At 74.0% G+C, this 19,846-nt stretch carries 17 protein-coding genes and 1 pseudogene; 8 read left to right on the top strand and 10 right to left on the bottom strand.

Going from position 1 to position 19,846, the window contains the following annotated elements; genetic code table 11:
- Positions 1–96 precede the first annotated feature (96 nt).
- The 4 genes from ACZ56B_RS29885 to ACZ56B_RS29870 are packed head-to-tail and all read right to left on the bottom strand — an operon-like array spanning position 97 to position 5,865.
- Positions 97–1,257, bottom strand: a complete 1,161-nt coding sequence (locus tag ACZ56B_RS29885) for an acyl-CoA dehydrogenase family protein (RefSeq protein WP_468797281.1) — start codon at positions 1,255–1,257, stop codon at positions 97–99.
- Positions 1,258–1,262: 5 nt separating this feature from the next.
- Positions 1,263–2,219, bottom strand: a complete 957-nt coding sequence (locus tag ACZ56B_RS29880; protein ID WP_468797279.1) for a hydroxymethylglutaryl-CoA lyase — start codon at positions 2,217–2,219, stop codon at positions 1,263–1,265.
- Positions 2,216–4,222, bottom strand: coding sequence for an acetyl/propionyl/methylcrotonyl-CoA carboxylase subunit alpha (locus tag ACZ56B_RS29875; RefSeq protein WP_468797277.1), 2,007 nt, complete (start codon positions 4,220–4,222; stop codon positions 2,216–2,218). The genes ACZ56B_RS29880 and ACZ56B_RS29875 overlap by 4 nt, the downstream gene beginning before the upstream one ends.
- A gap of 26 nt (positions 4,223–4,248) precedes the next feature.
- Positions 4,249–5,865: a carboxyl transferase domain-containing protein gene (locus tag ACZ56B_RS29870; RefSeq protein WP_468797275.1), complete on the bottom strand. Its 1,617-nt coding sequence runs from the start codon at positions 5,863–5,865 to the stop codon at positions 4,249–4,251.
- An 88-nt stretch (positions 5,866–5,953) separates the two neighbouring features.
- Between ACZ56B_RS29870 and ACZ56B_RS29865 the strand changes: the two genes are divergently transcribed.
- The 3 genes from ACZ56B_RS29865 (at position 5,954) to tesB (ending at position 8,779) form a co-directional block, all read left to right on the top strand.
- On the top strand, positions 5,954–6,553 hold the full coding sequence (locus ACZ56B_RS29865) for an SACE_7040 family transcriptional regulator (protein ID WP_468797273.1): 600 nt from the start codon (positions 5,954–5,956) through the stop codon (positions 6,551–6,553).
- A gap of 148 nt (positions 6,554–6,701) precedes the next feature.
- Positions 6,702–7,859 (top strand): acyl-CoA dehydrogenase family protein, encoded by a 1,158-nt coding sequence (locus ACZ56B_RS29860; protein WP_468797271.1) that lies wholly within the window; start codon positions 6,702–6,704, stop codon positions 7,857–7,859.
- A gap of 35 nt (positions 7,860–7,894) precedes the next feature.
- Positions 7,895–8,779: an acyl-CoA thioesterase II gene (gene tesB, locus ACZ56B_RS29855; RefSeq protein ID WP_468797269.1), complete on the top strand. Its 885-nt coding sequence runs from the start codon at positions 7,895–7,897 to the stop codon at positions 8,777–8,779.
- Positions 8,780–8,794: 15 nt separating this feature from the next.
- Here the strand turns inward: tesB and ACZ56B_RS29850 are convergent, their stop codons facing one another.
- The 3 genes from ACZ56B_RS29850 to ACZ56B_RS29840 form a co-directional block, all read right to left on the bottom strand.
- The gene (locus ACZ56B_RS29850; RefSeq protein ID WP_468797267.1) at positions 8,795–9,310 is read right to left on the bottom strand and encodes a DinB family protein; all 516 of its coding nucleotides are present in this window, start codon (positions 9,308–9,310) and stop codon (positions 8,795–8,797) included.
- Positions 9,311–9,429: 119 nt separating this feature from the next.
- Entirely contained in the window at positions 9,430–10,221 is a 792-nt protein-coding gene (locus tag ACZ56B_RS29845; RefSeq protein WP_468797265.1) for a phosphatase, read from the bottom strand.
- A 130-nt stretch (positions 10,222–10,351) separates the two neighbouring features.
- Positions 10,352–11,809 (bottom strand): PucR family transcriptional regulator, encoded by a 1,458-nt coding sequence (locus ACZ56B_RS29840; RefSeq protein ID WP_468797263.1) that lies wholly within the window; start codon positions 11,807–11,809, stop codon positions 10,352–10,354.
- A gap of 229 nt (positions 11,810–12,038) precedes the next feature.
- On the opposite strand from ACZ56B_RS29840, the gene ACZ56B_RS29835 reads away from it, so the two are divergent.
- Genes ACZ56B_RS29835 through ACZ56B_RS29825 form a run of 3 tightly spaced genes read left to right on the top strand, consistent with a single transcriptional unit; the run spans position 12,039 to position 16,243 of the window.
- Positions 12,039–13,505 carry a sodium:solute symporter family protein gene (locus ACZ56B_RS29835; RefSeq protein ID WP_468797261.1) on the top strand — a complete coding sequence of 489 codons (1,467 nt, stop codon included), beginning with the start codon at positions 12,039–12,041 and terminating at the stop codon, positions 13,503–13,505.
- Between the two features lie 57 nt (positions 13,506–13,562).
- Entirely contained in the window at positions 13,563–14,561 is a 999-nt protein-coding gene (gene speB / locus ACZ56B_RS29830) for an agmatinase (protein WP_468797258.1), read from the top strand.
- Positions 14,558–16,243 (top strand): thiamine pyrophosphate-binding protein, encoded by a 1,686-nt coding sequence (locus ACZ56B_RS29825; RefSeq protein ID WP_468797255.1) that lies wholly within the window; start codon positions 14,558–14,560, stop codon positions 16,241–16,243. Before speB ends, ACZ56B_RS29825 begins: the two co-directional genes overlap by 4 nt.
- Positions 16,244–17,020: 777 nt before the next feature.
- Here the strand turns inward: ACZ56B_RS29825 and ACZ56B_RS29820 are convergent.
- A complete protein-coding gene (locus ACZ56B_RS29820) occupies positions 17,021–17,632 on the bottom strand; it encodes a hypothetical protein (protein ID WP_468797252.1) in 612 nt (203 codons plus the stop codon).
- 175 nt (positions 17,633–17,807) lie between these two features.
- Positions 17,808–18,032, bottom strand: a pseudogene (locus ACZ56B_RS29815) (helix-turn-helix transcriptional regulator); the annotation flags it as partial.
- Between the two features lie 177 nt (positions 18,033–18,209).
- Here ACZ56B_RS29815 and ACZ56B_RS29810 point away from each other — a divergent pair.
- Positions 18,210–18,518, top strand: a complete 309-nt coding sequence (locus ACZ56B_RS29810; protein WP_468797249.1) for a hypothetical protein — start codon at positions 18,210–18,212, stop codon at positions 18,516–18,518.
- Positions 18,515–18,829, top strand: coding sequence for a hypothetical protein (locus tag ACZ56B_RS29805; protein WP_468797246.1), 315 nt, complete (start codon positions 18,515–18,517; stop codon positions 18,827–18,829). The genes ACZ56B_RS29810 and ACZ56B_RS29805 overlap by 4 nt, the downstream gene beginning before the upstream one ends.
- Here ACZ56B_RS29805 and ACZ56B_RS29800 read toward each other — a convergent pair.
- Positions 18,792–19,616: an endonuclease I family protein gene (locus ACZ56B_RS29800; protein ID WP_468797243.1), complete on the bottom strand. Its 825-nt coding sequence runs from the start codon at positions 19,614–19,616 to the stop codon at positions 18,792–18,794. The two genes, ACZ56B_RS29805 and ACZ56B_RS29800, sit on opposite strands and share 38 nt — an antisense overlap.
- Between the last annotated feature and the right edge of the window lie 230 nt (positions 19,617–19,846).

The raw sequence follows: 19,846 nt of genomic DNA, 5'->3' as shown, positions 1-19,846 counted from the left end.
CCCCCCCCCCCCCCCCCCCCCCCCCCCCCCCCCCCCCCCCCCCCCCCCCCCCCCCCCCCCCCCCCCCCCCCCCCCCCCCCCCCCCCCCCCGCCGGCTCAGCCCGCCAGGCCCAGCTCCCGGGCGATCAGCATCCGCTGGACCTCGCTGGTGCCCTCGCCGATCTCCAGGATCTTGGAGTCGCGCCACATGCGGGCGACCGGGTACTCGTTCATGAAGCCGTAGCCGCCGTGGATCTGCGTGGCGTCCCGCGCGTTGTCCACGGCGACCGTGGAGGAGTACAGCTTGGCCAGCGCCGCCTCCTTCTTGAAGGGCTCCCCGGCCACCAGGCGGCTCGCCGCGTCGCGCCAGGCGAGGCGGGCCGTGTGGGCCTTCATCTCCATGTCCGCGATCTTGAACTGGATGGCCTGGTTGGCGCCGATCGGGCGGCCGAACGCGTGGCGCTCCCTGGCGTACTTCACCGACTCGTCCACACAGCCCTGTGCCAGGCCCGTCGCCAGCGCCGCGATGGCGACGCGGCCCTCGTCCAGGATGCGCAGGAACTGCGCGTAGCCCCGGCCCTCCTCGCCCAGCAGGTTCGCCGCGGGGACGCGCACGTCCTGGAAGGACAGCTCCCGGGTGTCCGAGGCGTTCCAGCCGACCTTGGAGTACGGCGCCGCCACCGTGAAGCCGGGCGTGCCCGACGGGACGATGATCGCCGAGATCAGCGGCCTGCCGTCGGGCTTGCGGCCGGTGACCGCGGTGACCGTGACCAGGCCCGTGATGTCCGTGCCGGAGTTGGTGATGAAGCACTTGGTGCCGTTGATCACCCACTCGCCGGTCGTCTCGTCCAGGCGGGCCGTGGTGCGGGTCGCCCCCGCGTCGCTGCCGCCGTCCGGCTCCGTCAGCCCGAACGCGCCCAGGATCTCGCCCGAGCACAGGCGGGGCAGCCACGCGCGCTTCTGCTCCTCGGTGCCGAACAGGTGCAGCGGCATCGCCCCGAGCGAGACCCCGGCCTCCAGGGTGATGGCCACCGACGAGTCCACCCGGGCCAGTTCCTCCAGGGCCACGCCCAGCGCGAAGTAGTCGCCGCCCATGCCGCCGTACTCCTCCGGGAACGGCAGGCCGAACAGCCCCATGCGGCCCATCTCCCGGACGATCTCGTACGGGAACTCGTGCCGCTCGTAGAAGTCGCCGATCTTCGGCGCCACGACGTCGTGTGCGAACTCCTCGACCGTACGGCGGAGTTCTTCGAGCTCGGGGGAGAGCTTGTGGTCCATGGCGTTCACTGCTCCTGGTGGGAGAGGGCTCGTACGGTGCGGGACGGGCTGGGTCGGCCCAGACGGGCGGCCATCCAGACGCTGGTGGCGACGAGACGGCCGAGGTCGACCCCGGTGTCGATGCCGAGTCCGCGCAGCATCCACACGAGGTCTTCGGTGGCGAGGTTGCCGGTGGCGGACTTCGCGTACGGGCAGCCGCCCAGTCCGCCGGCGGAGGCGTCGACCGTGGTGACGCCCCGCTGCAGCGCGGCCAGGGTGTTGGACAGGGCCTGGCCGTAGGTGTCGTGGAAGTGCACACCGAGCGCGGACACGGGCACGCCCGCCTCGGTGAGCGCGGTGAGCAGGGCCGTCACCTGGCCCGGGGTCGCCACCCCGATGGTGTCGCCCAGGCTCAGCTCGTCGCAGCCCATGTCGAGCAGGGCCCGGCACACCCCGACCACCCGGGGGACCGGGACCGCGCCCTCCCACGGGTCGCCGAAGCACATCGAGAGGTAGCCGCGGACGTGGACGTCCTCGGCCTTCGCCCGGGCCACCACCGGCTCGAACATCGCCAGCGCCTCGTCCACCGTGCGGTTGAGGTTGGCCCGGGCGAAGGACTCCGTGGCGCTGGCGAACACCGCCACCCGCCGGGCGCCCAGCGCCAGCGCGCGGTCCAGGCCGCGCTCGTTGGGGACCAGGACCGGCAGCGACACCGGCAGGTCGGCGACGGCCGGGTACAGCTCCTCGGCGTCCGCCAGCTGGGGCACCCACCTGGGGTGGACGAAGCTCGTCGCCTCGACGGTGGTCAGGCCCGCGTCGGCCAGGCGGCGGATGAACTCCGCCTTGACCTCGACCGGGACGACCGCCTTCTCGTTCTGCAGGCCGTCGCGCGCGCCCACCTCGTGGATCCGCACCCGCGCGGGCAGGCCCTCGGCCGGCACGGCCGTGGGCAGGCCCAGCTCCGAGGCGTTCGGGGTGCTCATGCCGTCTCCTCCCGTGCGGGGGCGATGACCGCCAGCACCTGGTCCATGGCGACCGCGGTGCCCGGGGCCACGTCCAGTTCGGTGACCGTGCCGGCGTGCGGGGCGGAGATGACGTGCTCCATCTTCATCGCCTCCACCACCAGCAGGCTCTGGCCCGCGCTCACCTCGTCGCCGACGGCGACCTTCACCACCGTCACCGTGCCCGGCATCGGCGCGGTCAGCGAGTCGGCGCCCGCCTGGCCGGCGCGGGTGAGGGACGCGGCGACCGGGTCGTGGTCGCGCACCTGCCAGGCGTCGCCGTCCCGGCCGAGCCAGGTGCCGTCCGGCAGCGCGGCGAAGGTGTGGGTGACGCCGTCGAGCGCGACCGTGAACCGGTGCCCGCCCCCCGGGCCCGCGGACGCCCGCAGCGGGGTGCCGGCGCCCGGCAGCAGCACCTCCGTCCCGCCGTCCGGCGTGCTGCGCACGCGCACGGTCACCGGGTCGTGGCCCGCCACCCGCAGGTGGTGCGCCGTCCACGCCCGCTCGCCGCCCAGGCGCCAGCCGTCGGCGGCGGCGAACGGGTCGGCCCAGCCGGACCCGCCGGCGGGCGCGAGGGAGGCCTGGCGCAGCAGCGCCGCCGCCGCGTACACCTCCGCCGGGACCCCGTCCGCCACGAGTGCGTCCGCCTCGCGCTCGACCAGCCCGGTGTCCAGCTCGCCCGCGACCACCGCCGGGTGCGCGAGCAGCCGCCGCAGGAACCCGGCGTTGGTCTGCACGCCCAGCGTGACCGTCTGCGCGAGCGCGGCGCGGAGCTTGCGCAGCGCGGTCGCCCGGTCGGGGCCGTACGCGATCACCTTGGACAGCATCGGGTCGTAGAGGCTGCCGACCTCCGTGCCCTCGGTGAGGCCGGAGTCGGTGCGGACGCCCGCGCCCCGCGGCTCGCGCAGTGCCAGCACCGTGCCCCCGGAGGGGAGGAAGCCCCGGGCGGGGTCCTCGGCGCAGACGCGGGCCTCGACCGCGTGGCCGGTGAGCCGGACGTCGTCCTGCCCGAAGGCGAGCGGCTCGCCCGCCGCCACCCGCACCTGCCACTCCACCAGGTCGAGGCCGGTGACCAGCTCGGTGACCGGGTGCTCCACCTGGAGACGGGTGTTCATCTCCATGAAGTAGTACGAGGACGGGTCGCCGCCGGGGACGATGAACTCCACCGTGCCCGCGCCCCGGTAGCCGCAGGAGCGGGCCGCCTGCACCGCCGCCGCGCCCATCGCGGCCCGGGTCTCCTCGTCGAGGAGCACGCTGGGCGCCTCCTCGATGATCTTCTGGTGGCGCCGCTGGAGGGAGCACTCGCGCTCGCCCAGGTGGACCACGCCCCCGTGGCCGTCGGCCAGCACCTGGATCTCGATGTGCCGGGGCCGGTCGATCCACCGCTCGACCAGCAGCGTGTCGTCGCCGAAGGAGGCGCGGGCCTCGCGCCGCGCGGCGGCGATCTCGTCGGCCAGCGCCGAGGCGTCCCGCACCAGGCGCATGCCCTTGCCGCCGCCGCCCGCCGAGGGCTTCAGCAGCACCGGCACGCCGATCTCGCGGGCCGCGTCGGCGAGCTGCGCGTCCGTCAGCCCGCTGCCGCTGGAGCCGGGGACGACCGGGACGCCGGCCGCCCGCACCGTCTCCTTGGCGCGGATCTTGTCGCCCATCAGGGCGATCGCGTCCGCCGGGGGCCCGATGAACACCAGCCCCGCCTCCGCGCACGCCCGCGCGAAGCCGGCGTTCTCGGCGAGGAAGCCGTACCCGGGGTGGACCGCCTGCGCGCCGGTGCGGGCGGCGGCCTCCAGCAGCCGCTCCACCGACAGGTAGCTCTCGGACGCGGGCGCCGGCCCGATCCGCACCGCCGTGTCGGCCTCCCTCACGTGCCGGGCACCGGCGTCCGCGTCGGAGTACACGGCCACCGAGCGCACGCCCATCGACCGCAGCGTGCGGATGACGCGGACCGCGATCTCGCCCCGGTTGGCCACGAGCACTGTGTCGAACATCTGAGCTGTCATCGTCGTCGGTCCCCTCACATCCGGAAGACGCCGAACTGGGGGTCGCCCAGCGGCGCGTTGGCGCACGCGGTCAGGGCCAGGCCCAGGACCCGCCGGGTCTCCAGCGGGTCGATCACGCCGTCGTCCCAGAGGCGGGCCGTCGCGTAGTAGGCGTTCCCCTGGCGCTCGTACTGGGCGCGGATCGGGGCCTTGAAGGCCTCCTCGTCCTCGGCCGGCCACTGCTCGCCGCGCGCCTGGAGCTGGTCCCGCTTGACCGTCGCGAGGACCGAGGCGGCCTGCTCGCCGCCCATCACCGAGATCTTGGCGTTCGGCCACATCCACAGGAAGCGGGGCGAGTAGGCCCTGCCGCACATGGAGTAGTTGCCCGCCCCGTAGGAACCGCCGACCACGACCGTCAGCTTCGGCACGCGGGTGCAGGCGACCGCCGTGACCATCTTGGCGCCGTGCTTGGCGATGCCGCCCGCCTCGTAGTCCCGGCCCACCATGAAGCCGGAGATGTTCTGCAGGAACACCAGCGGGATCCCGCGCTGGTCGCACAGCTCGATGAAGTGGGCGCCCTTCTGGGCCGACTCGGAGAACAGGATGCCGTTGTTGGCGACGATCCCCACCGGGTGGCCGTGGATCCGGGCGAAGCCGGTGACCAGCGTCTGCCCGAACTCCGCCTTGAACTCCGCGAAGCGGGAGGCGTCGGTGATCCGCGCGATGATCTCGCGCACGTCGTAGGGGGTGCGGGAGTCGACCGGCACCGCGCCGTACAGCCCCGCCGGGTCGACCTTCGGCTCGACGGCCGGCTCGACCTCCCAGGGCAGGGGGCCGCGCGCGGGGAGCGTGGAGACGACGGTGCGGACGATGCGCAGGGCGTGCGCGTCGTCCTCGGCGAGGTGGTCGGTCACGCCGGACACGCGCGAGTGGACCTCGCCGCCGCCCAGCTCCTCCGCCGTGACCACCTCGCCGGTGGCCGCCTTCACCAGGGGCGGGCCGCCGAGGAAGATCGTGCCCTGGCCCCGGACGATCACCGCCTCGTCGCTCATCGCCGGGACGTACGCCCCGCCGGCCGTGCAGGAGCCGAGGACCGCCGCGATCTGCGGGATGCCGGCGCCGGACATCCGGGCCTGGTTGTAGAAGATCCGCCCGAAGTGGTCCCGGTCCGGGAACACCTCGTCCTGCATCGGCAGGAAGGCGCCCCCGGAGTCCACCAGGTAGACGCAGGGGAGGCGGTTGTCCAGGGCCACCTCCTGCGCGCGCAGGTGCTTCTTGACCGTCATCGGGTAGTACGTGCCGCCCTTGACGGTGGCGTCGTTGGCGACGACCACGCACTCCCGGCCGCTGATCCGGCCGATCCCGGCGATCACGCCGGCCGCCGGGGCCTGGCCGTCGTACATCCCGTCGGCCGCCAGCGGGGCCAGCTCCAGGAAGGGCGAGCCGGGGTCGAGGAGGGCGTCCACGCGGTCGCGCGGGAGCAGCTTCCCGCGCGCGGTGTGCCGCGCCCGCGCCTTCTCGCCGCCGCCGAGGCGGGCCGCGGCCAGCTTGCCGCGCAGCTCCTCGACGAGCGCGCGGTGCGCCTCCTCGTTGGACCGAAAGGCCTCCGACGCGGGATCGGCCGCGCTGTGAAGCTCCGGTGCCTGTTGCATCCTGCGGGTCCCCTCACCTTGTTAATGAGCGTTAACGCATGTCCCCTCAGGTTAACGACCGCTAACCTCGCTGTCTAGAATCGTTCCCATGGCCACCAGAACCGACGCCCCCACCCGCCGCGAGCAGATCCTCAAGGAGGCCGCCCGGCTGTTCGCCGAGCGCGGCTTCCACGGCGTCGGGGTCGACGAGATAGGCGCCGCGGTCGGCATCAGCGGGCCCGGTCTCTACCGGCACTTCGCGGGCAAGGACGCGATGCTCGCGGAACTGCTGGTCGGGATCAGCCAGTCGCTGCTGACCGGCGCGGAACGGCGCCTGGAGGAGGCCGGGGGAGGGGGTCCCGCGGCGGTCCTCGACTCGCTGCTCGAGGGGCACATCGACTTCGCGCTCGACGACCGCCCCCTCATCACCCTGCACGACCGGGAGCTGGACCGCCTCCGGGACGCCGACCGCAGGATGGTCCGCCAGCTGCAGCGGCGGTACGTCGAGCTGTGGGTGGGGGTGGTCCGCGAGGTGTACCCGGAGCTGGCCGAACCGGCCGCCCGTTCGGCGGTCCACTCGGTGTTCGGCCTGCTCAACTCCACCCCGCACCTGGCCCGTCCGGGATCGCTCCCCGGGCGCGGGGCGACGGCCGGGCTGCTGCACCGGATGGCGCGGGGCGCGTTCGCGGCGGCCGCGGCCCCGGGATGACTCCGGGGGTGTGACGCGACGGTCCCGGGGGCGTGACGAGCGTTACGGCGCTCCTCCTCCGGGCGCTCTGGACGCCCGTCCGTACTCGCCGGTATCTTGGGGTCTGAGCAAGCGCTTAGACATGCCCGAGGCAAGCGGAGGTGGCGGAGTGCGCCGTACGATTTTCAACGAGGATCACGAGGCGTTCCGGGAGACCCTCCGTGCCTTCATCGAGGCCGAGGTCGTCCCCGTCTACGACGAGTGGTTCGCGGCGGGCCAGGCGCCCCGCGACTTCTACTACAAGCTCGGCGAGCTGGGGATCTTCGGCATCAGCGTGCCCGAGGAGTACGGCGGCGCCGGCCTGGACACCCACAAGTTCGAGGCCGTCCTCTACGAGGAGACCGCCCGCGCGGGCGTCCAGTTCGGCGGCTCCGGCGTGCACGTGCTGCTCGCCCTGCCCTACATCAAGATGCTCGCCACCGACGAGCAGAAGAAGCGCTACCTGCCGAAGTTCGTCACCGGCGAGGAGATGTGGGCCATCGCGATGACCGAGCCGGGCACCGGCTCCGACCTCGCGGGCATGAAGACCACGGCCAAGCTGAGCGAGGACGGCACGCACTACGTCCTCAACGGCGCCAAGACCTTCATCACCGGCGGCGTCCACGCCGACAAGGTGATCGTCTGCGCCCGCACCGCCGCCCCGACCGCGGAGGACCGCCGGCACGGCATATCCCTGTTCGCCGTCGACACCAAGTCCGAGGGCTACTCCGTCGGCCGCAAGCTCGACAAGCTGGGCCTGCGCACCTCCGACACCGCCGAGCTGGCGTTCGTCGACGTCAAGGTCCCCGTCGAGGACCTGCTCGGCGAGGAGAACAAGGGCTTCTCCTACCTCGGCCACAACCTGGCCTCCGAGCGCTGGGGCATCGCCTTCGGCGCCTACGCGCAGGCCAAGGCCGCCGTCCGGTTCGCCAAGCAGTACGTGCAGGAGCGCACCGTCTTCGGCAAGCCGGTCGCCCACTTCCAGAACACCAAGTTCGAACTGGCCGCCTGCCAGGCCGAGGTGGACGCGGCCGAGGCCGTCGCCGACCGCGCGACGGAGGCCCTGGACGCGGGCGAACTCACCCCCGCCGAGGCCGCCTCCGCCAAGCTGTTCTGCACCGAGGTCGCGCACCGCGTCATCGACCGCTGCCTCCAGCTGCACGGCGGCTACGGCTACATGAACGAGTACCCGATCGCCCGCCTGTACGCGGACAACCGCGTCAACCGCATCTACGGCGGCACCAGCGAGATCATGAAGTCGATCATCGCCAAGGACATGGGGCTGTAAGGCCCGCGAAATCCCTGGCGTATACAACTGACCCCATGAGTCAGGCACTACAGGACCTCCTCGATCTGCTCGACCTCGAGCAGATCGAGGAGAACATCTTCCGCGGCCGGTCCCGTCCCGCCGTCGTCCCCCGCGTCTTCGGCGGGCAGGTCGCGGCGCAGGCGCTGGTCGCCGCCGGGCGGACCGTCCCCGAGGACCGGCCCGCCCACTCCCTGCACGCGTACTTCCTGCGCCCCGGCGACCCCGGCGCGCCCATCGTCTACACCGTCGACCGGATCCGCGACGGCCGCTCCTTCACCACCCGCCGGGTGGTCGCGGTCCAGCACGGCAAGCCGATCTTCCACCTCTCGGCGTCCTTCCAGACGCACGAGGAGGGCCTGGACCACCAGGAGCCGATGCCGCCCGCACCGGACCCCGACACCCTGCCCGCCTCCGAGGAGCGGCTGCGCGGCTACTCCCACCTCGCGCCCGAGGTCGTGGACCGCTTCCTGGAGGCCCGCGCCGCGGTCGACCTGCGCTACGTCGAGGAACCGCCCTACGGCCGCTTCGGCGAGCCGCGCGAACCCCACTCCCAGGTGTGGTTCCGCACCAACGGCAAGCTCGACAGCGACGTCGACGACCCCCTGCTGCACGTCGTGCTCGCCACGTACGTCTCCGACATGACGCTCCTGGACTCGGTCCTCCTCGCCCACGGGCGCGGCGGCTGGGCCGTCGGCGACGTCGTGGGCGCCTCCCTGGACCACGCCATGTGGTTCCACCGCCCGTTCCGGGCCGACGAGTGGCTGCTCTACGACCAGCAGTCCCCGTCGGCCCACGGCGGCCGGGGCCTCGGCCAGGCCCGCATCTTCACCCGGGACGGCCGCCTCGCGGTGTCGGTCATCCAGGAGGGCGTGGTCCGCGTCCCGCGGACCGGCGGGTAGGCGGGCGGGGAGCCCTCAGACGCCGGTCCGCCCGTCGACGAGTTCCCGCACGATGTCGAGGTGACCGTTGTGGCGGGAGGTCTCCTCGACGAGGTGGAGGAGCACCCAGCGGAGGTCCACGTGGCGGCCGTCGCGGAGGGGGCGCCTGGCCCTCGCGTCCAGGTCGTACCCGGACAGCAGGCGACGGTACCGGGCGCTCTGCTCCTCGTACGCGGCGAGGAGCAGGGGCAGCGGGGTGTCGACCGCCGTCCGCATCTCGGGGTCGGGGTCCTCGTCGGTGGCCTCCGTGAGCGGCCCCGCGGGCTCCTCCCCCAGGAACACCACCTGGATCCAGTGGTACTCGACCCACCGCAGGTGGCTGATCAGCCCGCACACCGTCATCAGGGGCGAACCGGGGATCGGGGCCCTGCGGGCGTCCTCGGCGGAGAGGCCCTCGCACTTGGCCCGTGCCGTGTCACGGGCGTAGTCCAGGAAGGTGGTCAGCTGTGTGCGCTCGTCCCATGCGGGAGGCGTGTCGGTTCGTCGTGTCATCGCGAGGAGTGTGCCGCCGTTCGACGGGCGTGTCGAACGGTTAAGAGCGGCACCGGTGTTCGCGGCGGCGTCCTCCGCGCGGGGGACGGACGGCCCGGCCCGTCCGCCCCGGCGGAGCGCTACGGGACGAGCCCCGCCTCCGCCAGCAGGTACGCCGTCATCGGGTCGTAGTGGCGGGGGCTGACCACGTGGTCGTCGAGGGGGACCGTGACCTGGACGGTGCCCTCCGCCTCGGCGAGGAACAGGGCCGGGTCGTTGCAGTCGGCGTAGCCGACGGAGTCGACGCCGTACTGCCCCGCGGCGCCCGCCCAGCCGTGGTCGGCGACGACCAGGTCGGGCAGCGGGCGGCCCTCGCGCTCCAGGGCGGTGAGGATCGCCTTCATCGGCTCGCCGGAGTGGGTGTGCCACAGGGTCGCGCCGTGCTCCAGCACCGCCACGTCCGCGAACTGCATCACGTAGCCCTCGTCCGTGACCAGCCCGTCCGGGATGACCACGATCTCGCAGCCGGCGGCCCGCAGCCCGGCGGCCGTGGCGCGGTGCACGTCGAGCAGGCCGCCGGGGTGACCGGTGGCCAGCAGCACCCGCTGCCGCCCCTCCGCCGCCTTGCGCAGCCGCCCCGCCATGCGCTCCAGCCCGGCGACGGTCAGCTCGGGGTCGATGGTGTCCTGGCCGTACCGGTGCCCGGGATCGTCGCTGACGCCGACCCGCTCCGCCATCACCGCGAGCACGTCCTGCTCGTCGTTCCAGCGGTCGCCGAGTTCCAGGCCCAGCCAGTAGTGGCGGTCGCCGTTCGCCAGCTTGCGGTAGTGGGAGAGGTTGTTCTCGCGCGGCGTGGCGACGTCGCCCGCGATGCGGGTGGCGACGAGGTGGGCGAGGAGTTCGGCGCGGCTGGGCGTCCCGGGTATCGGCATGCCCCCCATTGTGGAGCAGCGGCCGGGGGGCGTCCCCGGCGTATCGCGCGCTGGGACGTGCGTCACCTCCTCGGACGGCTCCGTACGGATACTCAGGGTGCGCGTGATGTGCGTGCCCCGGCCCGGGCGCTCAGGCCCGCCGCAGCGCGAACCACAGCTCCATCCGCACGTCCGGGTCGTCCAGGTCGGCCTCCAGCAGGGCCGCGCACCGCGCGATCCGCTGCCGCACGGTGTTGCGGTGCACGGACAGGGCCACCGCCGTGCGGTCCCAGCTGCCGTGCAGGGAGAGCCAGGCGCGCAGGGTCTCGGCGAGCGCGGGGGCGTCCGCCAGCGGCGCGAGGAGCGCGCGGGCGTGCGCGTCCGCCTCGTGCGGGGCGACGAGGTCGGCGAGGACGGGGCGGGAGCCGTGCCGGACCAGCGGGACGCGGGTGGCGCGGGCCCGGGCCAGGGCGCGGGCCGCCTGGGTGTCGGCGGCCGGCCAGTCGCGCGGGGCGACGGCCGCGCTGACGCCCAGGGTCCAGCCGGGCAGCGCCTGGGGGGTCCGGTCCGCGGGCACCAGGACCCGGACGGTCCCGCCGGCCGGATCCACCAGCGCCGACCCGAGCGCGGCGCCCAGCGCGGAGGCGGCCAGGGAGTCCGGCGCCCGGGCGTCCGGGCGGGCGTGCACCACCCGCCACCGCTCCGCGCCGAGCAGCGGGGCCACCTCCTCGGGCCCGCTGCCCAGCAGCAGCCGCACCAGCGCGGAGGCACGCGCCGCGCCCGTACCGCTGCGGTGCTCACCGGTGAGGAGCGAGAGCAGCACGGCGGCCACGGAGGCGATGGCGTGGTCGCCCGGCTGCCGCCGCGGGGCGGCGACCCCGAGCACGAAGCCCTGACCGGTCCCGAGCGCGTAGGCGGCCAGGCTGGTGCCGGCGGCGGTGTCGGTGGCGGAGGCGGGCCGGCCGGCGCCGGGGCGCACGACCCGGGCCAGCTGCGCCAGCGCCGCCCGCGCCTCCTCCCCCTGGTCCCGCCCCGCCGCCGCGAGTTCCGTGCCCTCCGGGCCGTAGAGCACCGCCCGGCCGCCCAGCCGGCGGGCCAGCTGGTGCAGGACGGAGGGGACCGGATCGGGGCGGGCGGCGGCGGCGGCGAGGCTCTGCTGGGCCTCGGTCGTCCGGCGCAGCTCGGCCAGGCGGGCCCGGGCCAGCAGCTGCCAGACCGCGCGGGCCACGCCCGAGAAGGTGGTCCGCGGCGGCACCTCCAGCAGCGGCAGCCCGTGCGTGCGGCAGGCCTCGACCAGGGCCTCGGGCACCGTGTCGTGCACCGGCGCCAGACCGAAACCGAGCGCCGCGCCGCCCGCCGCCAGGATCCGGGAGACGTAGGCGTCGAAGTACTCCGCGCCCGCGTCCTCGGGGATGTGCACGCCCGCCGACAGCAGCAGCTCCCCGCCCAGCAGGTACGGGTAGGGGTCCGCCATCTCCGAGGTGTGCGCCCCGTGGAGGACGATGCCGGGACCGCCCGGTCCGGCGATCCGGCGCAGGCCGAGGTCCTCGCGCGCCAGGAGCGCGTCCAGGGGCACGGGAGGCGTGGGCGGGACCGCGGGGTCCGGCATGGTGGATGTTTCCTCCATCCCGTTCGGTCAGGATGGAGGAAACGTACACTTCGCAGTCGCTTTTCGGCCACCTAGGGTCGCATCAGACCGGCGGCCGCGGGCGCGGGCGGACACCCCGTGCCGGGCAGCCGGACGTCACCCCCGTCGTCCCCCTGTCCGTCCCCTTCGTTCGTCCCCCTCGTCCCCGCCCCGCGCACGACACGCCACCGACAGCGTGAAGGAGGCCCGCATGGCCGTCGACTACCTGGTCATCGTCGTCTATCTGGCCGGCATGCTGGCCATGGGCTGGTGGGGCATGCGCCGCGCCAAGTCCAAGAGCGAGTTCCTGGTGGCCGGCCGCCGCCTGGGCCCCGCGATGTACTCCGGCACCATGGCCGCCATCGTCCTCGGCGGCGCCTCCACCATCGGCGGCGTGGGCCTCGGCTACCAGTACGGCCTCTCCGGCGCCTGGATGGTCTTCACCATCGGCCTCGGCCTGCTGGCCCTGAGCGTCTTCTTCTCCGCCCGCATCGCCCGCCTGAGGGTCTACACCGTCTCCGAGATGCTCGACCTGCGCTACGGCGGCCGGGCGGGCGTCATCTCCGGCCTGGTCATGTGGGCGTACACCCTCATGCTCGCGGTCACCTCGACCATCGCCTACGCCACGATCTTCGACGTCCTGTTCGACGTCGACCGGACCCTCGCGATCGTCCTCGGCGGCTCCATCGTCGTCGCGTACTCCGCGCTCGGCGGCATGTGGTCCATCACGCTGACCGACATGGTGCAGTTCGTCGTCAAGACGATCGGCGTGCTGCTCCTGCTGCTGCCCATCGCGGTCGTCAAGGCGGGCGGCTTCGGCGAGATGAGGGCGCAGCTGCCCACCGAGTACTTCGACCCGCTGGGCATCGGCGGCGAGACGATCTTCACCTACGTGCTGATCTACACCTTCGGCATGCTGATCGGGCAGGACATCTGGCAGCGCGTGTTCACCGCCCGCAGCGACCGCACCGCCCGGTGGGGCGGCACCGTCGCCGGCACCTACTGCCTCGCCTACGCCCTCGCCGGCGCCGTCATCGGCACCGCCGCCAAGGTGCTCTACCCCGACCTCGCCAACGCCGACGACGCCTTCGCCACCGTCGTCAAGCACGAACTTCCCCTGGGCGTGCGCGGACTGGTGCTGGCCGCCGCCCTCGCCGCCGTGATGTCGACCTCCTCCGGCGCGCTGATCGCCTGCGCCACCGTCGCCAACAACGACATCTGGGCGAGGCTGCGGGGGGTCGTGCGCCCGTCCGGCCAACCGCACGACGAGGTCAGGGGCAACCGCGCCTTCATCCTCCTCATGGGCCTCGCCGTGATCGGCGCGGCGATCGCGCTGAACGACGTCGTCCAGGCGCTGACCGTGGCCTACAACCTGCTCGTCGGCGGGCTGCTGGTGCCGATCCTCGGCGGGCTGCTGTGGAAGCGCGGCACCGCGCAGGGCGCCCTCGCCGCCGTCGCCGTCGGAGGCCTGGCCGTCATCGGCCTGATGGCCGGCCACGGCATCCTCGCCAACGAGCCCATCCTCTACGGCCTGCTGGCCTCCCTCGTCGCCTACGTCGTCGTCTCCCTGCTGACCCGGCCCACCGACGAGGCCGTCCTGGCCGCCTGGCGCGAACGCGTCGCCGGACGCGGCCCCGCGTCCGAATCCGTGTCCGAACCGGCTCCCGCCGCCCAGTAGAGTCGTCAGAGCAGGCAGTACATACGCGACGAAGCGTAGGAAAGAGAGCAGTCCCTCATGAGCAGCAACGAGACGCCCCGCGGCCCCGTCGACTCCTCCCGCGTCCCGCGGTACGCCGGTCCCGCCACCTTCGCCCGGCTCCCCCGCCTCGACGAGGTCGGCCGCGCCGACGTCGCCGTGGTGGGCGTACCGTTCGACTCCGGCGTCTCCTACCGGCCGGGCGCCCGCTTCGGCGGCAACGCCATCCGCGAGGCGTCCCGGCTGCTGCGCCCCTACAACCCGGCCCAGGACGCCTCCCCCTTCGCCCTCGCCCAGGTCGCGGACGGCGGCGACATCGCCGTGAACCCGTTCAACATCCACGAGGCCGTGGAGACGATCGAGGCCGCCGCCGACGACCTGCTCGGCACCGGCGCCCGCCTGATGACCCTCGGCGGCGACCACACCATCGCCCTGCCGCTGCTCCGCTCGGTCGCCAGGAAGCACGGCCCCGTGGCCCTGCTCCACTTCGACGCCCACCTCGACACCTGGGACACCTACTTCGGCGCCGAGTACACCCACGGCACCCCGTTCCGCCGGGCCGTCGAGGAGGGCGTCCTCGACACCTCCGCCCTCTCGCACGTCGGCACGCGCGGCCCGCTGTACGGCAAGCAGGACCTCACCGACGACGAGAAGATGGGCTTCGGCATCGTCACCTCCGCGGACGTCTACCGCCGCGGCGCCGACGAGGTCGCCGACCAGCTGCGCCAGCGCATCGGCGACCGCCCGCTGTACATCTCCATCGACATCGACTGCCTGGACCCGGCCCACGCCCCCGGCACCGGCACCCCCGAGGCCGGCGGCATGACCTCCCGCGAACTGCTGGAGATCCTGCGCGGGCTGGCCTCCTGCAACCTGGTCTCCGCGGACGTCGTCGAGGTGGCCCCCGCCTACGACCACGCGGAGATCACCTCGGTGGCCGCGTCCCACACCGCGTACGAGCTGACCACGATCATGTCCCGTCAGATCGCCGCCGCCCGCGAGGAGAACCGGGGCACCGGGGAGAACGAGGCCAAGTGACCCACGACCACGACCTGGTGCTCCGCCCGACGCCGGCCCAGACGGAGGCCGCGCTCCACCCCCCGCCCGGCCGCAACGGCGGGGACCTGGTCGTGGAGACCCTGGCCGGGCTCGGCGCGACCACCGTCTTCGGCCTGCCCGGCCAGCACGCCCTCGGCATGTTCGACGCCCTGCGCCGCTCCGACCTGAGGTACGTCGGCCTGCGCGTGGAGAACAACGCGGGCTTCGCGGCGGACGCGTACGGCCGCATCACCGGTGAGGCGGCCCCGCTGCTGCTGTCGACGGGTCCGGGCGCGCTGACGTCGCTGGCCGCGCTCCAGGAGGCGGCGGCGGCCTCCGCCCCCGTGCTGGCGATCAGCAGCCAGGTCCCGACGGCGGGCCTGGGCGGGGGACGCCACGGCTACCTGCACGAACTGCCCGACCAGGCGGCGTCGTTCCGGGGCGTGGTGAAGTCCGTGCACACCGTCCGCACGCAGTCCCAGATCCCGTCCGCGATCGCCGCGGCCTGGAAGTCGGCGCTCACCGTGCCGCACGGTCCCGTGTGGGTGGAGATCCCGCAGGACGTGCTGCTCGCCGGGACGCGGCTGCCGGTGGTGACGGCGGTGGACGCCACCCCGGACGAGCTGCCCCCGCGCCCCGAACTGACCGCGCTCGCCGCCCACCTGCTGGCGAACGCCGCCCGCCCGGCGATCATCGCGGGCGGGGGAGTGGTCCGCGCGGACGCCTCCGGCAAGCTGCGGCAGCTCGCCGAGCGGATCCAGGCGCCGGTGGTCACCACCCCCGGCGGCAAGGGGGCGTTCCCCTGGACGCACCCGCTGTCGCTGCAGTCCTGGATGGAGGACCGCCACACCACGGACTTCCTGGAGGACGCGGACGTCCTGCTGGTGGTGGGGTCGGGCCTGGGCGAACTCTCCTCGAACTACCACACGTTCAGGCCGCGCGGCCGGGTGGTCCAGATCGAGGCCGACCTCGGCAAGCTGGAGTCCAACCACCCGGGCATCGGCATCCACGCGGACGCGCGCCTCGCGCTCCAGGCGCTGCTGGAGACGGTGGAACCGCGCGAGGACGCCACCGCCCCGGAGCGGGTGCGCACGCTGCTGGACCGCGTGCGCGCACGCATCGCCGCCCAGGACCTCACCCTGGAGCAACAGGTGCTGACCGCGGTCCGCCGGGCCCTGCCCGCCGACTCGCCCTCCTTCTGGGACATGACGATCCTGGCCTACTGGGCCTGGTCCGCCTTCGACGCCCAGGGCCCCAACCACCTGCACTCCGCCCAGGGCGCCGGCGGTCTCGGCTACGGCTTCCCGGCCGCCCTCGGCGCGGCGGTGGCCGACCCCACCCGCCCGGTGCTCGCGGTCTCCGGGGACGGCGGCGCCCTGTACTCCGTCGCCGAGCTGGCCACGGCCCGCCAGTACGACCTGGACGTCACCTGGCTCATCGTCGACGACGGCGGCTACGGCATCCTGCGCGAGTACATGACCGACGCCTTCGGCGAGCCCACGGCGACGGAACTGACCCGCCCGGACTACGTGACCCTGGCGCGGTCCTTCGGGGTCCCGGGCGCGTGGACCACCCCCGAGACCCTGGAGCGGGACCTCGCCGAGGCCCTGAGGACACCGGGCCCGTCCGTGGTCGTCCTCCCGGCGGTCCTGCGGATGTTCGCGCCGACCCACCTGGACTGAGTCCGGCCGCGGCACCGCTTCCCGCGACGGCACGTCCACCGGGGCGTCCCGTCCGCCGCGGGTACCCCGTCCGCCGTCCGCCGGGCGTGTCCCGTCCGCGCCCCGGCCGTCGTGCGAGGGGAGTCCACGGCTCCCCCCGTGACGGCCGGACGGCGCGGGCGGGCCGTTCAAGGGACCCGGGACCACGGGTGCCCCGGCACCGCCGGCCGGGGACCGGGTCCCCTGCGCCGCCGAGGACCGGAGACGCGAACGCGCCCCGGCACGCCGTGGGTTGCAGCACCGTGGTGTGGGTGAGCAGAGCGTCCGGGCACATGCGGTACGTGCAGGACGCGGCCCGCCCCTGGAACGAGCACCGTGAGGTCTCTTTCCCCGCGGGTCTGCGAGGTGCCGGGGTCGTGGGGACGGGCGGGGTGCCGCTCGGCGCCGGGACCGCCGGCCGCGTCCGCACCCGGCCGGATGCAACCGGTGCCGGACGGACTGCGGGAGACCTCCAGGGCGCGGCGCCGGAGGTGCCCGGGCGTGCCGAGGGCGGTGGCCGACGGCGGTGTGACGATCGTGCGGTACCGGCAGTGATCGTCTCCGTCGCCTCGTCGGGCCGCATCCGCCGGCAGCCACCTCCGCCGGCAGCCACCTCCGCCGGTCTCCGGAGCCTCCCGGCGGACGGCCGGTGCTTCACGAGCCGGTCCGGGATGCGGGTGCGGGCAGAGGCGCACCGGGTGGTGCCGGGGGCCGCCGGAACCTCCTGCCCGGGCCCTCCCGCCGGTCGTCCGCCGTCCGTCACCGCGGGGTGGAGGCCCAGGGGGCGAGCAGGTCGCGCAGCAGTTCGGCGAAGGCGTTGTCCAGGGTGCCCTCCCGGAGCCGGTCGCCGACGGCCTCGGGGCACAGGGCGGCCGGCCGGGCGATCCACAGGATCTTCCAGGGCCTGGAACCCAGTTCGGGGTCGCCCCGGACGCCGCCGTGCGGGTGGAGGGGGTACAGCAGGTCGCCGATGCGTTCCACCGCGATCTGCATCAGCGGGCCCTCCACCGCCGTGTACGCCGCCGAGAAGGCCTCGGGGGAGGACCGTGCGACGGCAGCCGTGGTCGGGTGGCGGCGGACGGTCCGGACGACCTCCGTCAGGTGCGCGGTGATCCCCGGAACGGTGCCGTCGCTCGGGCGGGCTCGGTGCGCCGTGTCGAAGGCCTGCGCCAGCTCCGCCTGCAGCGCGCGCAGGTGGAGTGCGGAGGCGGTCTTCCAGTTGCCGTAGAGGAAGGACCGTGTGGTTCCGCAGCCGCGGGCGATGGCAGTCAGGGACACGTCCAGACCACCGGTGCGCATGAGGGTGCGCACCGTGCTGATCACGTGCCCCGTGCTGTAGGGGTTGTGGCCGTAGGAGAAGCGCGAGCTCATGACGGCCACTGTGCTGAAAGGCGCGGACAGTGGGCGGCGGAATGTCGCTTGGGCACTCACATGAGCGATGTGTGGACAGTGAGGGCTGAAGTGTTCACGCTTTTCGGTGAGGGTGTCAGTCCTTGAGGGCGGCGACGAACGCAGCCCAGCCGGCCGCCGAGAAGACCACCGCCGAGTCGGCGACGGCGGCGTCCTGCTCGGGCAGGAAGCTGCTCAGCACGTTCCCCGTCCCCAGCGCCGCGTCCAGCCGGCGCGCGTCCTCCTTCGACGGCACCCGGCGGCCCGCCCCGATGTGGGCGATGTGCGAACGCGTCGTGATCGCCCGGTCGGCCAGCTGCTGCTGGGACAGGCCCGCGCTCTCGCGCCGCCCCTTCAGCCAGTCGCCGTAGACGCTGCGCAATCCGCCCACCTCCGTGGGACGAAAGTTCTGTCACCAGCTCCCCTCCGGCGAGCCTGGCCCCGCCCGTCTCACCCCGTGAGGGAATCGCCACGCCGGGTGACTCCGCCGTGACCGGCGACGGACGGTCGGCGGCGCCCGGTCCGAGGTGGCCACCGGAACGATCAGAGGGTCCACGACATGAACAGCCATCGCACCGCCCGCCTCCTCGCACCGCTGCTGCGGCCCCTGCCGTCCGGCCGCGGTCGGCACCGTCGCGGCGCGGCCCCGCCCGGTCGGCGGGCCCGCGCCGAGGCGCCGACCGTCCGGCGGTCGGGGGAGCCTCCCCTCCGGGGCGAGGACAACCCACTGGTCCGCCCCTACCTCGTGGCCCACGAGCGCGGGGAGGGGGCCCGGCGGCAACGGGCCCGGCGCCGCACGCTGTGGCTCGCCGTGCACGGGCTCGACGTCGGGCCGCGGACCCTCCACGGTGCGGAGGCGACGGCATGAGGAACGGAGACGACGAGGTGCGGCTCCTGCCCTGGACGGGACCGGAGGGCAAGCCCTGCTACCTCGTCACGGACGGGAACGGCTACCTCTCCCGCCTCGCCGACACCGTCGAACAGGTGCAGCTCGCCATGGCCGACGATCTCCTCGGTCACGCGGCGGACCTGCTGGGCGACCGCCGCGCGACCGCGGACCAGCTCCGGTTCCTGCCGGCCCGCATGCACGAGTCGCCGACCGACGTGCGCCGGATCGCCGGGAGCCGGGGCGCCCGCCCGGCTACCAGATCGCCTCGACCCACTCCGGGTGGTCGATGAACGGGTTCCGGTTGTGCTGGTAGGAGTCGAAGATGACGTCGTTGCGGCGCTTCTCGAAGGCGCTCGGCGGGTCCTGCTCGTGCCACCGCTTCAGCACCGAGAGGCGGCCGTGGTACGGGGCGCTGCCGTTGGTGACGGTGTCGTTGGGCTCCAGGTCGGGCCAGCCGTCCGTGCCCTCGTAGCGCACCGCCATGTAGAGGATCATGCGGGCCACGTCGCCCTTGACCTCGTCGCGGGGCTCGAAGGAGTCGGAGTCGGTCAGGCTGCCGCCGCCGCCGGCGACCGCGCTGCCGCCGTCGTCGAAGTCCTTGTTGCCGCGGATCGAGTTGACCCGGACGTCCTCGGGGCGCAGGTGGTGCAGGTCGGTGCCGGGGCCGGTGGAGGTGCCGAAGTCGCCGTGGGACTTGGCCCACACGTGCTCGCGGTTCCAGTCGCCCGTGTTCCCGCCGTTGAGGGACTTGCTGCGGGAGGTGCCCGAGTACAGCAGGATCACGTTGTCGCTGTTGGCCGGGTCCTGGTCGGTGACCTTCAGGGCGTTCCAGACGGCCGAGTACGACAGCTTCGTCTGGTCGCTGATGATCGTGTGCAGGGAGTCCTTCAGCGCCGGGCCGGCCTTGCCGATCGCGTCGGCGTAGTAGGCGTCGTCGTACGCGGTGGCCGCCGTGCCGGCGGTCGTCGTGGCGCCGGCGGTGGGCGCGGTCAGGGCGGGAACGGTGAGACCGACCAGGACGGCCGAGGTGGCCAGGGCGAGGCCCTTCCAGCGGCGGCGTATGGGTGTCACGGGCATGCGGGCGTCCGATCTACGCGAGTTGACTGAGCGACCGCGCAAAGCGTGACATGGACATGTATGCAGGCAGGTGAAGGAGGGGTGTCGGTCGTGTGGCGGTAGGACGTGCGCCGGCGGAAGCGCCCGCCGACGGCCCCCCCCCCCCGCGGCGGACGCCTCCCCCCCGCGGGGGGGACCGCGTGTCCTCCCGGCCCCCTACCCCCCCCACCCCTCCCGTCCGGCCCAAAAAA

This window comes from Streptomyces sp. NPDC034670, from assembly GCF_055574875.1.
Note: the sequence above shows the minus strand (reverse complement) of the source record. Positions and strands in the feature narration are given on the sequence as shown.

Excerpts from the sequence above, each read along its gene's own strand:
- tesB (WP_468797269.1), top strand. The coding sequence starts at position 7,895 with ATGAGTCAGGCACTACAGGACCTCCTCGATCTGCTCGACCTCGAGCAG.
- ACZ56B_RS29840 (WP_468797263.1), bottom strand. The coding sequence starts at position 11,809 with ATGCCGGACCCCGCGGTCCCGCCCACGCCTCCCGTGCCCCTGGACGCG.
- ACZ56B_RS29835 (WP_468797261.1), top strand. The coding sequence starts at position 12,039 with ATGGCCGTCGACTACCTGGTCATCGTCGTCTATCTGGCCGGCATGCTG.
- ACZ56B_RS29805 (WP_468797246.1), top strand. The coding sequence starts at position 18,515 with ATGAGGAACGGAGACGACGAGGTGCGGCTCCTGCCCTGGACGGGACCG.
- ACZ56B_RS29800 (WP_468797243.1), bottom strand. The coding sequence starts at position 19,616 with ATGCCCGTGACACCCATACGCCGCCGCTGGAAGGGCCTCGCCCTGGCC.
- ACZ56B_RS29880 (WP_468797279.1), bottom strand. The coding sequence starts at position 2,219 with ATGAGCACCCCGAACGCCTCGGAGCTGGGCCTGCCCACGGCCGTGCCG.
- ACZ56B_RS29885 (WP_468797281.1), bottom strand. The coding sequence starts at position 1,257 with ATGGACCACAAGCTCTCCCCCGAGCTCGAAGAACTCCGCCGTACGGTC.
- ACZ56B_RS29870 (WP_468797275.1), bottom strand. The coding sequence starts at position 5,865 with ATGCAACAGGCACCGGAGCTTCACAGCGCGGCCGATCCCGCGTCGGAG.
- ACZ56B_RS29850 (WP_468797267.1), bottom strand. The coding sequence starts at position 9,310 with ATGACACGACGAACCGACACGCCTCCCGCATGGGACGAGCGCACACAG.
- ACZ56B_RS29820 (WP_468797252.1), bottom strand. The coding sequence starts at position 17,632 with ATGAGCTCGCGCTTCTCCTACGGCCACAACCCCTACAGCACGGGGCAC.
- ACZ56B_RS29865 (WP_468797273.1), top strand. The coding sequence starts at position 5,954 with ATGGCCACCAGAACCGACGCCCCCACCCGCCGCGAGCAGATCCTCAAG.
- ACZ56B_RS29875 (WP_468797277.1), bottom strand. The coding sequence starts at position 4,222 with ATGTTCGACACAGTGCTCGTGGCCAACCGGGGCGAGATCGCGGTCCGC.
- ACZ56B_RS29845 (WP_468797265.1), bottom strand. The coding sequence starts at position 10,221 with ATGCCGATACCCGGGACGCCCAGCCGCGCCGAACTCCTCGCCCACCTC.
- ACZ56B_RS29810 (WP_468797249.1), top strand. The coding sequence starts at position 18,210 with ATGAACAGCCATCGCACCGCCCGCCTCCTCGCACCGCTGCTGCGGCCC.
- speB (WP_468797258.1), top strand. The coding sequence starts at position 13,563 with ATGAGCAGCAACGAGACGCCCCGCGGCCCCGTCGACTCCTCCCGCGTC.